The organism is Psychrobacter sp. G (assembly GCF_000418305.1).
Lineage (GTDB): Bacteria > Pseudomonadota > Gammaproteobacteria > Pseudomonadales > Moraxellaceae > Psychrobacter > Psychrobacter cryohalolentis.
In genome coordinates this window covers 857,353-870,812 of the sequence record NC_021661.1, presented here as the reverse complement: position 1 = coordinate 870,812, position 13,460 = coordinate 857,353, and the positions used below count along the sequence as shown (strand labels likewise).

11 protein-coding genes are annotated in these 13,460 nt (G+C 43.0%); 10 read left to right on the top strand and 1 reads right to left on the bottom strand.

Annotation, left to right across the window (positions count from 1 at the left end; translation table 11 throughout):
- The first annotated feature begins 94 nt into the window (after positions 1-94).
- Genes PSYCG_RS03730 through PSYCG_RS03720 form a run of 3 tightly spaced genes read left to right on the top strand, consistent with a single transcriptional unit; the run spans position 95 to position 3,455 of the window.
- Positions 95-1,801 carry a copper resistance system multicopper oxidase gene (locus PSYCG_RS03730; RefSeq protein ID WP_041772226.1) on the top strand — a complete coding sequence of 569 codons (1,707 nt, stop codon included), beginning with the start codon at positions 95-97 and terminating at the stop codon, positions 1,799-1,801.
- A gap of 31 nt (positions 1,802-1,832) precedes the next feature.
- On the top strand, positions 1,833-2,942 hold the full coding sequence (locus tag PSYCG_RS03725; RefSeq protein WP_020443004.1) for a copper resistance protein B: 1,110 nt from the start codon (positions 1,833-1,835) through the stop codon (positions 2,940-2,942).
- Between the two features lie 27 nt (positions 2,943-2,969).
- Positions 2,970-3,455 carry a DUF305 domain-containing protein gene (locus tag PSYCG_RS03720; RefSeq protein ID WP_020443003.1) on the top strand — a complete coding sequence of 162 codons (486 nt, stop codon included), beginning with the start codon at positions 2,970-2,972 and terminating at the stop codon, positions 3,453-3,455.
- A 417-nt stretch (positions 3,456-3,872) separates the two neighbouring features.
- Here PSYCG_RS03720 and PSYCG_RS03715 read toward each other — a convergent pair whose 3' ends face one another.
- Positions 3,873-4,133, bottom strand: coding sequence for a hypothetical protein (locus PSYCG_RS03715; protein WP_020443002.1), 261 nt, complete (start codon positions 4,131-4,133; stop codon positions 3,873-3,875).
- Positions 4,134-4,314: 181 nt separating this feature from the next.
- On the opposite strand from PSYCG_RS03715, the gene kdpF reads away from it, so the two are divergent.
- The 7 genes from kdpF (at position 4,315) to PSYCG_RS03685 (ending at position 13,249) form a co-directional block, all read left to right on the top strand.
- Positions 4,315-4,395: a K(+)-transporting ATPase subunit F gene (gene kdpF, locus PSYCG_RS13735; protein ID WP_084674193.1), complete on the top strand. Its 81-nt coding sequence runs from the start codon at positions 4,315-4,317 to the stop codon at positions 4,393-4,395.
- Positions 4,395-6,107, top strand: a complete 1,713-nt coding sequence (gene kdpA, locus PSYCG_RS03710) for a potassium-transporting ATPase subunit KdpA (RefSeq protein WP_020443001.1) — start codon at positions 4,395-4,397, stop codon at positions 6,105-6,107. Before kdpF ends, kdpA begins: the two co-directional genes overlap by 1 nt.
- 120 nt (positions 6,108-6,227) lie before the next feature.
- The gene (kdpB, locus tag PSYCG_RS03705; RefSeq protein ID WP_020443000.1) at positions 6,228-8,366 is read left to right on the top strand and encodes a potassium-transporting ATPase subunit KdpB; all 2,139 of its coding nucleotides are present in this window, start codon (positions 6,228-6,230) and stop codon (positions 8,364-8,366) included.
- Between the two features lie 21 nt (positions 8,367-8,387).
- A complete protein-coding gene (gene kdpC, locus PSYCG_RS03700; protein ID WP_020442999.1) occupies positions 8,388-9,062 on the top strand; it encodes a potassium-transporting ATPase subunit KdpC in 675 nt (224 codons plus the stop codon).
- Between the two features lie 88 nt (positions 9,063-9,150).
- Positions 9,151-11,901: a DUF4118 domain-containing protein gene (locus tag PSYCG_RS03695; RefSeq protein ID WP_020442998.1), complete on the top strand. Its 2,751-nt coding sequence runs from the start codon at positions 9,151-9,153 to the stop codon at positions 11,899-11,901.
- A 43-nt stretch (positions 11,902-11,944) separates the two neighbouring features.
- Positions 11,945-12,631 (top strand): response regulator, encoded by a 687-nt coding sequence (locus tag PSYCG_RS03690; protein ID WP_020442997.1) that lies wholly within the window; start codon positions 11,945-11,947, stop codon positions 12,629-12,631.
- A 75-nt stretch (positions 12,632-12,706) separates the two neighbouring features.
- Positions 12,707-13,249 carry a DUF3124 domain-containing protein gene (locus tag PSYCG_RS03685; RefSeq protein ID WP_020442996.1) on the top strand — a complete coding sequence of 181 codons (543 nt, stop codon included), beginning with the start codon at positions 12,707-12,709 and terminating at the stop codon, positions 13,247-13,249.
- The last annotated feature ends 211 nt before the right edge of the window (positions 13,250-13,460 follow it).

The window sequence follows — 13,460 nt, the reverse complement described above, 5'->3', positions numbered from 1 at the left end:
GGCTTAATAAGATTCTCAATCGTAATTGACGTATTGTTAAATATTATAACCATAAGCTTAACCACCATCTCTCAAATTAAATTAGGTCATCATTATGAATAAACAGAACATATTGAACCGCCGACGTTTTTTAACCGGATCCTCCGCTGTCCTTGGCGCCTCCTTGATACCGGCCATGGCCAGTAGTGCATTGGGACACTCAAGTCGCTCGGGCAGTCAGAGTGCTACTATCAATAGTGACCAAAACACTCATAAAGTGCCTATATTGACCGGTAAAGAGTTTGACTTATACGTCAGTAAACAGTCCGCTATTGTCAACGGTAAAAAGAGCATGGCAACGCTCATCAATAATTCACTGCCAGCACCGACGCTAAAGATGGTTGAGGGCGATACGGTGGTGATACGTGTTCATAATCAGATGGATGAATCCACCTCTATTCATTGGCATGGACTACTAGTACCGTTTGAGATGGATGGGGTGCCGGGTATTAGCTTTGATGGCATTCCTGCAAACAGCACCTTTACTTATAAATTCAAACTCAAACAATCAGGCACCTATTGGTATCACTCACACAGTGGCTTCCAAGAACAAACCGGTATGCTGGGTGCCATTGTGATTGAACCTAAAGGTCGTGAGCGTCATCCTATCGAAGAAGACCACGTGATCGTGCTCAGTGATTGGACCAGCCGCAACCCGCATAATCTCTTGAAGCTACTCAAACAGCGCGCCGACTTTGACAATTATCATCTGCCAGACTTCAAGAAGCTACTGTCTGATATCGCTGAAACGGATATGAAAACTGCGTTTGATAAACGCAAAATGTGGAATCAGATGCGCATGATGCCCACTGATTTTACTGACTTGTCGGGCGAAAACACCTTCACCTACCTTATGAATGGCAAAACCACCGCGGCTAATTGGGCGCAAATCGTCAAAGCAGGACAGCGCGTTAAATTACGCTTTATCAATGCTTCAGCGCAAACAATCTTTGATGTGCGCATACCCGGTCTCAAAATGACTGTGGTGGCAACCGATGGTATTGATGTCGCACCCGTTGCGATTGATGATTTTCGTATTGGCGTGGCTGAGACCTATGATGTCATTGTCACCCCGACCAAAGAGGCGCATACCATATTTGCCCAAAACATAGACCGTTCGGGCTATGTCGCAGCAACGCTTGCCACCAAAGAAGGCGCTCGTGCGGCAACGCCTGCTATGGACAAAATCGAATGGCTCACCATGGCAGATATGATGGGCGCTATGGGTGCTGATGGTTATAAAGCCAAGCATGCCAAAACTGAGTATGACTTCAAATCTGACATGCGTGTGGACAGTCCACGTATGAACCTTGATGATCCAGGTATTAACCTGCGTAACATTGATAGAAAGGTGCTGAACTATAGCCAGCTGCGCTCTGTCGATGAGGCAATATTTGCAGAGCAGCGCAAGCCTACCCGAGAGATCGAGCTACATTTAACCGGTAACATGGAGCGCTATATCTGGGCGTTTGATGGGGTTAAGTTCAGTGAAGCGACACCGGTTAATATTAAGCCGGGTGAGCGCGTGCGTATTACCTTAGTCAATGACACGATGATGAACCATCCGATGCATTTACACGGCATGTGGAGCGATTTGCGCATGCCTAACGGCGAGTTTCAGGTGCGCAAGCATACTATTATGGTGCAGCCGGCACAAAAAATCAGCTTTGATGTCACAGGGGAAGCTGGTCGATGGGCATGGCATTGTCATCTGCTCTATCACATGGAAGCCGGTATGTTTAGAGAAGTGGCGGTCATTTAAGCAAATCTTTGATTGATAGGTGAGAGATGAGATGAAAATACATAAAGTAGGTTTACGGTTCGCTGGGGCATCATCATTGGTACTGCTGGCATCATCATTTGCTAATGCTGCTGACCCGTCCACTGCTAAAAAAGACATGATGATGTCAGGCATGGATCATAGTAGTATGGATATGTCAGGTATGGACATGTCAGATATAGATCACAGCGACATGGATATGTCGGATATGGATCATAGCGGTATGGACATGTCAGATATGGACATGTCGGATATGGATCATAGCGGTATGGATATGTCGGATATGGACCATAGCGGTATGGATATGTCAGATATGGACCATAGCGGTATGGATATGTCAGGTATGGATCACAGTGGCATGGACATGTCGGGTATGGATCATGGCAGCATGGATATGTCAGGTATGCAAGGTGGTAAGGCGCCAGCTGATGCACGAAGTTCCGACTACTCAAACGGCGTTCCTTATGGACAGTATGGTAAGCCTATGATGATGGGTGATATGCCATTATGGGGCGTTTCTGTAGATGATTTAGGTTATCAGTTTGATGAAGATCAGATTAATTATGAGGTTGGTGCTTGGTATGGCGTAGATGAGCGCCGCCTCTCTTTACGCAGCGAAGGTAGTATTCAGACCGAAGGTGATAAAGAAATTGATAGTCTGACCTCACTATCTTACTGGAAGCCGCTAAGTATCTTCTGGAATGGCGAGGCCGGTGTTGCTTATGATACCGAAAATGACAAACCTGCCATTATGGCCGGTATTGTCGGTACTATGCCTTACTTTATTGAAACCGATGCCAGAGCTTATCTGTATTCTGATGGACAAGTTCGATTGGACCTTGGCGCAGAATACGAGTGGCGTTTGAGCCAGCACTGGGTTGTGATACCGGAAGTAGGACTAACAGCCTTTAGTAAAGAAGACAGCGACAATCATATTACCAAAGGTTTTAACGAGATGGATGCTGAAGTGAGGCTCACTTATGAGACATTCAGTCGCCAACTTGCGCCTTATGTGGGTGTGAGTTATGAGACAGCGCTTGGCAGTGCTCGAGATCAGCGTCGTCAACATAGTGAATCGGTTGATAGCAGTAGTTTGACTGCAGGGGTTAAATTCTGGTTCTAATATTATTAATATAATAGGAGATATACTATGAATGCTTCAGATCAAAACAACATGAATCATCAACAGGGCATGAACCCTTATATCAAGTTCACCCTGATGATAGTGACGTCTACGATTGTGATGTACATCATGATGTATTTCAATACTTATGAGTGGGATCACATCTACTTTAGTGAAACCCGAGCTTATATGGCGCTCTACATGGGTGCGGGTATGGCGGTCATTATGCTCGCCTTTATGGGTAATATGTACAAAAAAACCAAAGTTAATTTGATGGTTTATGGACTAAGTGTGTTGATGTTTGCCGTTGGGATATGGGGCGTGCGCTCTCAAGCAACTGTCGATCAAGTCGATTGGATGCAAGCGATGATACCACATCACTCGATTGCTATTTTGACCAGCTCAAGAGCAGATATCGAAGATCCTAGAGTGCAACAGCTCGCTGACGATATTATTAAAGCGCAAAAGCGTGAAATCGCTGAGATGCAAGCGCTTATTGAAGAGCTTGAATAGACACTGATGTATGTAAATATTATAAAGCTATTAAATAAAGAAATACCTGCATTCATGCAGGTATTTCTTTATTAGAGAGTAAGCTGTTTCAAGAAAACCCCCGGCGTGACAGGCTAGAACCACTAAACTTTATAAATCGTTATTAAGTTATATTAACCTATAAAAACATACATATCAATATCTTAAGTCAATAAATAGCTATGACGTTTGGCGCAATTTAAGACATTTTACGTGAGCTATATTCCATATTTTGGTCACTAAAAATGTTTAATTATTGCACGTTAGCATTCGAAAAAAAGCATAGTAATTATACATGTTTTTTTTGCGTTTATTATTTATATTAACGTTTTTAGATTATTATTTATTAGATATATCTGGAAAATTAGCTTCTAAAGTTTAAGGAATGGTCTATCCAGTTCAACCACCAAGCCACCCTTTATCCAAACCATAATCTATCCATTTTACCTTTATCTGATCTGTAATATTCGCGTTAGGATAAGTAAATACAGTACCGCCAAGATAAAGCTCATCTCCGATTTTATACGGTTTTTCTTCAAAGGTCAGAATCTCTGTATCCGCATCCCAAGAAAAAGAAGTGTCCTCCATTGCCAGTAAATAAGTGTTGTCTTTAGTCGTTACCTCTTCAGTGTTCCTAGCTAAAGCAAGACAGTTATCCACACTTAATATCTGCCTATCTACTAGCTAACTCTCATCTTTATACTTTCTTTATATCCTGCCTATTTATCTTAATAACACTTTTATACTTCTCTCAGCATACTAATGACATTATCCAATGAGCAGCAAGGTCTTAGTAATCTTGCGGCAATTAATTGACTGATCTTGGTGTTAGGAGAGTGCTATGGAAGTATTTTCAGGGCTTATCGCCCTAGGTTTATTTGTCTATTTGCTATACGTACTGATTAAACCGGAGGCGTTCTAATGACCATCCAGGCTTTATCTCAGTTGATTATTTATCTTCTCATTTTATTTACTTTGGGCTATTTTTTGTCCGGTTATATCATGCAGCGTATGCAGGCACCGATATCCCGTCTTGAATCACGCGGTTTTACTGCACTCGGTATGCTTGGACGAGATAGCAAAGGTAATGTTGCGTCGGGGATGAACTGGAAACAGTATGCACTCGCTATTGTCTTATTTAACATCATTGGCTTTTTGGCGCTATTTATATTGCAACTGGTGCAAGGCAATCTACCGCTCAATCCGCAAGCGATGACCGGAGTTACTTGGGACTTAGCCATGAATACGGCCATCAGTTTTATGACCAATACCAACTGGCAGGCTTATGGTGGCGAAAGCACCATGAGTTATCTCACCCAAATGATGGGTATGTCGCTACAAAACTTTTTGTCAGCAGCAACAGGTATTGCCGTCGCTTTTGCCTTGATGCGTGGCTTGATATTTAAGAAAAGTGCTCACCTTGGTAATGCGTGGGTCGATTTATGGCGCTGTAATATTTATATCCTATTACCGATAGCGACAATCATCGCGCTTCTATTAATGAGTCAAGGTGTTGTACAAACCCTATCGACCTATATGGACGTGCAAACTCTACAAGGTGATACCCAAACCATCGCCTTAGGACCAGTCGCGTCACAAGAAGCGATTAAAATGTTAGGCACTAATGGTGGTGGTTTCTTTAACGCCAACTCTGCTCATCCATTTGAGAACCCTACGCCTTTTTCTAATTTAATTCAGATGCTCGCTATTTTTCTTATTCCTACTTCACTGTGTTTTTGTCTCGGTAAGATGAGCGGCAATCTGAAGCAAGGGGTGGCGATATTAGCAGCCATGACCGTATTGTTTGTCGGTATGTATTCCTTAACTGTGAGTAGTGAACTTGCTGGTAACCCTTGGTTGACATCACAAGTGTCAGGGCTAACCGCTGCTGATGTCAGTGGCAATATGGAAGGTAAAGAAGTGCGCTTTGGTATTGTGGCTTCATCGTTATTTGCCACCATCACTACTGCGGCATCATGTGGTGCGGTAAATGCGATGCATGACTCATTTACGCCTATGGGTGGCTTTGGTTTGATGTTGCAGATGCAATTAGGCGAAGTGGTATTTGGCGGTGTCGGAGCCGGACTGTACGGCATGTTGCTCTTTGCAATATTGGCGGTATTCGTATCAGGACTCATGATTGGACGGACACCAGAATATCTTGGTAAAAAGATTGAACCATTTGAGATGAAAATGGTTGTATTAGCATTACTTGCAGCACCCACTATGGTGCTAATGGGAACGGCGATTAGTGTTATGACTACGAGTGGTCAAGCAGGGATTTTTAATCCTAGCGCCCATGGTTTCAGTGAAGTGCTGTATGCCTTTAGCTCTGCTGCCAATAATAATGGTTCTGCTTTTGCAGGGTTGGGGGCCAATTCGGTCTTTTATAACTCCATGCTTGGGCTTGCTATGGTGGTTGGGCGTTTTGGGGTCATCATTCCAGTACTGGCTTTGGCAGGATCGTTGGCGAAAAAACCAAGACTTGAAGTCAATAGCGGTACTTTACCGACGACCACGCCATTATTTGTGGGTCTATTAGTCGGAACTGTGCTGATGATTGGCGCATTGACTTTCATTCCTGCGTTAGCGCTTGGACCTATTGTAGAGCATATATGGATGATGAAAGGTTAGCCGCTGCCTATTTGTCTAGACCTCAGAAAATTTGGCAAAGTCGATAGATTTGATAAATAGGCACTTGCCTTTTTAGTGGTGAATTGCTCCCTTTTTATGATTATGTTAGGAATAAAGACCATGAATGTTTCAATAGATGCTAATAATAAAGACTTAGATGTGCCCCCTCAACAAGAGCCTGATAACTCTGATTTACCCGAAAAACCTTCACAAGGCCTCCTAGATCCGACGTTGATTAAACCGGCGCTAAAAGATGCGCTACTCAAGCTTGATCCTCGCGTTCAGTGGCGTAATCCCGTGATGTTCGTCGTTTATATCGGCTCATGGTTGACGACCATATTAGCCATCAATATGGTAATTCAAGGTCAAACGGGACTGGTCTTTACATTGTTAATTACGTTTTGGCTATGGTTTACCTTATTGTTTGCTAACTTTGCTGAAGCCTTAGCAGAAGGTCGCAGTAAAGCGCAAGCATCGAGTCTTAAACAAGCACGTCAAGATGTGCAAGCGCGTAAGCTTGCTGGTAGCGACCGATTATCCGCCGCTACTATGGTACAGGCGACGGAGCTCAATCAAGACGATATTGTATTAGTGCAAATGGGAGAAATCATTCCAGCGGATGGTGAGGTGATAGAAGGTCTTGCTTCAGTCGATGAATCAGCCATTACTGGTGAATCCGCTCCTGTAATCCGTGAAAGTGGCGGTGATTTTAACGCGGTCACCGGCGGTACTAAAGTCTTGTCTGACTGGTTGGTGATTCGTATTACTCAAGCGCCGGGGCAAGGATTTTTGGATCGTATGATTGCCTTGGTAGAAGGTGCCAAACGTACTAAAACGCCTAATGAGATTGCACTGACTATTTTGCTTATTGCATTAACCCTGATATTTCTAATGGTTTGCGTCACTCTGTTGCCATTCTCTCAGTTTGCGGTACTCGCATCAGGTCAAGGCGAACCCATCCCAATTGTGATTTTAGTCGCATTACTGGTCTGCCTTATTCCAACAACGATTGGCGGTTTATTATCGGCTATTGGGGTAGCAGGCATGAGCCGCATGATGCAAGCCAATGTCATTGCGACCTCTGGACGAGCAGTAGAAGCTGCTGGCGATGTCGATGTACTATTGCTCGATAAGACCGGCACTATTACTTATGGTAACCGTCAAGCTTCTTTATTTCTGCCTTCTAACGGTATTAACGAGAACTTGCTAGCTGAAGTGGCATTGATTAGCTCGCTAACCGATGAGACGCCCGAAGGTCGCAGTATCGTCAAACTGGCACAAAGCCGTTTTGATATTGATGAGAATATCTGGAAATCAAAGCCATTTGAAACTATCGAATTTACGGCACAAACTCGAATGAGTGGTACCGATATTGAGCAACGCCGCATCCGTAAGGGCGCTTATGACGCCATTGTAAATTGGGTGACAGAACAAGGTGGTACGCTGCCTAATAATCTAGAGCAACAAGTAGAAGAAGTTGCTCGCCGTGGTAGTACACCACTGTTAGTTGCAGATGGTCAGCAGATATTAGGCGTTATTGAGCTCAAAGACGTGGTGAAATCTGGTATCAAAGAGCGCTTTGCTGAATTGCGAAAAATCGGTATTACTACCGTGATGATTACTGGTGACAACCCTTTAACGGCTGCTGCTATCGCTGCTGAAGCTGGGGTTGATGACTTTATGGCGGAGGCTACCCCAGAACAAAAACTTGAATTGATTCGTAGTTATCAGCGCCAAGGTAAGCTGGTGGCGATGACTGGTGATGGTACCAATGACGCGCCAGCACTTGCCCAGGCTGATGTTGCCGTTGCTATGAATAGTGGGACTCAAGCGGCCAAAGAAGCGGCAAACATGGTGGATTTGGACTCAAACCCGACCAAGCTTATTGAAGTGGTGCAAACCGGCAAGCAGATGCTGATGACCCGTGGGGCGCTGACGACTTTTAGCTTGGCTAACGACGTCGCTAAATACTTTGCGATCATTCCAGCAGCTTTTGCTGGTACTTATCCCGCCTTAAACGTTTTAAATATTATGCATTTGGGCAGCCCAAAGAGCGCTATTTTATCAGCGGTTATTTTTAATGCTTTAATCATTGTATTTCTAATTCCACTAGCGCTGCGAGGGGTCAAGTATTGTCCAGACTCTGCTATTAACCTATTGCGCCGGAACCTCTTGATATATGGATTGGGCGGACTACTGCTACCGTTTGTGGGAATAAAGGTTATCGATATGCTCATTAACGTATTGCAATTGGTCTAATCATTCATAAGGAATATTACTATGTACACTCATTCTCATCCAGATACTGACTCTAAGCCATCACTACAAGATACAATAGGTAGCAGCAACGCACTAGATAACGCTGCTACTCATATGCCAATGCTCAAACCTGCTATATTACTATTTATACTATTAGGTATCATTTTAGGGTTATGCTACCCATTACTGATGACTGGCGTCGGGCAAGTGACTATGCCCAATCAGGCAAATGGTAGCTTAATAGAAAAAGAGGGGCAGCTGGTTGGCTCTGTGCTCATCGGTCAACAGTTTGACCAACCACAATATATATGGACACGACCTTCTGCTGCGGGTGACGGTTATGATGCCACCCAATCTTCAGGTAGTAATTTGGGACCTTTAAATTCTGAACTTGCCAGCAATGTTGAGGCGCAAGTGCAAAAGCTTAAGGCGGCTGATCCACAGAACAAAGCGCCGATACCGATTGATTTGGTGACCATGTCGGGAAGTGGTTTAGATCCACATATCTCACCTGCGGCGGCACAGTGGCAAGCCAATAGAGTGGCAAGTATACGCGGGATAAGTATCGAACAAGTACAAAAAGCGATCAATGATAATACCGATAGTAAGCAGTTTAATGTCTTTGGCGAACCGCGTGTCAATGTGCTGGCAGTTAACTTAACTTTAGACGAGATATCTACTCTCTCGGTTAAATAGTAAGACAGTATTAGCCAACACTATCGGATTAACCAAAAGCCGCTACCTTACCTAAATTACTTTTATTGAAGAGCTATCGAGGGTCATTATGAATATTAACCGCCCTAGCCCAGATGCGTTATTGCAGCAAATCAAGCAGCAAGAGTATACGGTCAATAGAGGTAAGTTAAAGATATTTTTTGGGGCGTCGGCCGGGGTTGGTAAAACGTATGACATGCTGACCTCTGCCCACCAAGCACAAGCGCATGGCCGTAATGTATTGATTGGCATTGTAGAGACCCATGGTCGCAGTGAGACAGCAGCACTGGTACAAGGGCTATCAGTATTGCCGCGACGCGAGATTGAATATCGTGGACAGATGTTACAAGAGTTTGACATTGATGCCGCTCTCGCCAGTCATCCAGATATTTTGCTGGTTGATGAGCTGGCACATAGTAACATCGCAGGGTCTCGCCATCCTAAACGTTGGCATGATGTTGAAGAGTTACTAAAAGCAGGTATCAGTGTTTACACGACCCTAAACGTTCAGCATTTAGAAAGCTTAAATGATGTTGTCAATCAAATTACCGGAGTGGTGGTTCAAGAAACCTTGCCTGACTGGTTTTTTGATCAGGCAAATGAAGTGGTATTGGTTGATTTACCGGCAGATGAATTATTGGCGCGTCTTCACGAAGGTAAAGTATACATTCCAAGCCAAGCCAAACACGCTATTAATAACTTCTTTCGTAAAGGTAATTTGATCGCGCTGCGAGAGCTGGCATTACGCCGAACCGCAGACTTGGTCGATGCAGATATGCAAGATTATCGTAACCAAGCTCGAATTTCACCTATTTGGAATACTGCAGATCAGCTATTGGTAGGAATCAGTACGGGGGCGCACAGCGAACGCCTCATTCGTCATGCTGCTAGGCTGGCCAGTAGTCTACATTCACAGTGGTATGTGGTGCATGTCGATACACCACGCGGTTTAAGTCGTTCAGTTAATAATAAGCAGAAAGTTTTGGAGGCATTGCGTTTAGCGGATGATTTGGGTGCAAAAACCGAAGTGATTAGTGCCATTACCGTGGCAGAGGGTTTGACCAGCTATGCCCATCAATTCAATATTGGCCGTATTATTATTGGACAAAACCATGCTAACCGTTCTAGACCGTATCACTGGGGTCAGTCGCTGGTAAAGCGCATCTCACAGCAAGACGTTAATTTAGATTTGATATTGGTTAATCAAACTAAGCAGTTAAGCAAAACCACTAATGAGCGTCAATTCCCATCTTGGAACGTGGCAGAATTATCATCGGTAGATAACCGTAATGGCTATCTTATGGCAGTTTTGGGATGCGGATTGGTAACCGTTACCCTAGTTGCCCTCACGCGCTGGTTTGATTTAGCCAACGTTGTCATGCTGTACTTATTAGTGATAGTCTTTATCTCAGTACGCTTTGGACGCGCGCCTGGCATATTGGCTGCTTTTTTAAGTGTGTTAAGTTTTGATTTATTTTTTGTTGAACCTAAGCTGTCATTTAATGTCAGTGATGTCCAATACTTAGTCACCTTTGCCGTTATGCTTATCGTCTCTTTAATCATTAACAACCTAGCAGTTGGCCTGCGATTTCAGGCACAAGCTGCCCGTAAACGTGAACAACAGGCCATATCCATGAGCTATCTTGCTCAAAGTCTGAGCGCGGCTCGTAAAAACGATGACATCATCAGCCAAGCTGCAGCATGGCTAACGCAGCATATTGCTAGCACCGCAATCGTAGTAATGCCCGACTCGAACAATAAGCTGATCGTTATGACGGATTGTACGATACCTGCAGAATTCAATTGGGTTGTCACCCGATGGGTATTTGATCATAACGAAAGCGCGGGACTAGGAACTAATACGCTTACCGCCAATACGATGCACTATCGGGCACTCGCTACATCAAATCAGGTGCTCGGTGTTTTAGCACTGATGCCTACAGATAGTGAGAGTTTCAATCAACCCGAACAACAAAGAACCCTTGATATGGCCATTGCCCAAATAACGCTAGCCTTAGAGCGGGTATATTACGCAAAAGTGGCTCAAACCGCGCTCATAAAGGTAGAATCAGAGCGGCTGCGTGGGACTTTATTATCGGCCCTGTCTCATGATATCCGAACGCCAATAACGGTATTATCTGGTTTAGCGTCTTCTCTTGCTATCCAGAGTTTAACGGCAAGTGAGCAGAAGCAACTGGCAGTCGATATTGAGCAGCAAGCAAACGTCATTCAGCGTTTAGTCATTAATATTTTAGATTACGTCTCGCTACAGTCTGGCGGCATGAAACTAAACAAGCAATGGGTGAGCTTAGAAGAAATCGTTGGTAGTAATATCCGTCAGCTTGAGCACTATTTAAAAGAGCGCCAGATAGAAATAGACATTCCCCATAATATTGACTTTATTTATACCGACGAATTGATTTTGTCGCGTATTTTAAATAACTTAATAACCAATGCAATCAATTATACCCTAGACAATGCCTGTATTTGCATCAAAGCAATGCTTGATAATAATCGGCAATACCTGATAACGGTGACAGATACAGGAGAAGGTCTACCTGTAGGTATGGAGACGCAAATATTTGAGCGCTTTACTCGAGGGAATTCGGAAGGTACTACAACGGGATTGGGTTTAGGCTTAGCTTTGAGTAGAGATTTAGTTGAGCATCTGGGTGGCACGTTAAGCGCTAATAATATACAACCTCACGGTGCACAATTTATTATAACGCTACCTTGGCAACCTTTGCCTGAACAAGATTTATTGAGTGACGACTTTATAGCAAGCAGCCCAAACATTGATTCAGCAAACTTAGCACGATAAGTGCTATATCATAAGGTTAATACTAATAGCGAAAAACACACTAATGAAGACCATACTAATTATCGAAGATGAAGCCCATATTGCGCGATTTATTAAAACAGCGATGGAGCAAGAAGGCTATCAAGTTTATATCGCTGATAGCTCGCACAGGGGCTTAATAGAAGCTGCAACGCGCCGTCCTGATTTACTTATATTAGATCTTGGCTTACCTGACGGTGATGGCTGTGACGTCATTGCAGATATTAGGACGTGGTCCTCATTACCTATTTTAGTATTATCAGCTCGCAGTGATGAACAGGATAAAATAAAAGCGCTCAATTTAGGTGCAGATGATTATTTAGTGAAACCTTTTAGTATGGGCGAATTGGTTGCGCGTGTTAATGCACATATGCGCCGCTGGCAGGTTGGCTACGAAGCACCTAGTCAGATAGAGCTTGGCAATGTCAGCATCGATCTGACGCAGAGACAAGTCAAGAAAAATGGTAAAGACGTCCATTTAACACCTATTGAGTATCGCTTGCTGACTGTCCTGATCCGTTATGCGGAAAAAGTACTGACCCATAAACAACTGCTTAATGAAGTTTGGGGTAAAGGTCATAATCATCAAGAACATTATGTTCGCATATTTATGTCAAATTTACGCCAGAAACTAGAAGATAATCCTTCTCGACCAAATTTCTTCTTAACCGAAATCGGTGTCGGCTACAAGCTACATATCCCTAAAGACTGACAATACATGAATGTATTTAGTCTCCTAACTAGAATATTAAGCTGATGGTAAGATGCAAAAAAAGAGGGAAACATCATGAACAAGCTCAGTATGTCCGCCATAGCCATTGCTATATTGATGCTGTTATCAGGTTGTGATAAATCAATAAAAGATCCCAATATAGTATTTTCAGAAGATAATAAAGATCCTATTAAAGAGCTTGAAACAACCTCTACCGTCGATTCCCGTCAGTTAAATTATAAACAAACCTTTTATGTGCCCACTTATTCAGACATTTATATTGATAGGTACAATGAAAAAGTATTGCTATCGGCGACTTTGAGTATTCGTAATACCACATTAGAAAAATCACTATATATCAATAAAATTGATTACTACGGTACTAATGGAGAGCTAATAAAGTCCTATATCAAGAACTCAATTAAGCTACCACCTATGGCAACCCTCAACTATATCGTTGAAAAAGAAGAAAATAAAGGGGGTCCTGGTGCAGACTTTATCATTGAGGTTGAAGCTTTAGATGATACGGTTAAACCAGTGATTGAGGCGGTAATGATTGGTAATTTTAGTAATAAAGCTTTTGCTTTTAACACGCAAGGGACACCAGTTATGCACTGATAAAAAATCATTTTATATTCAATGTATATCGTTCGTTAACTCATAAAGTGGAACACAAAAATACATTTTAAAAGTGACCTTCTTTATCTTTAAATTGTCCATTTGATCAATAACGATTCATCTGATAGCTCTGTTCTAACCTGAACTTAGGCATGTTCAAAAGACCTCATTATTTTAATATTACTAAAGATTGTAGCAATGTATCCATTAA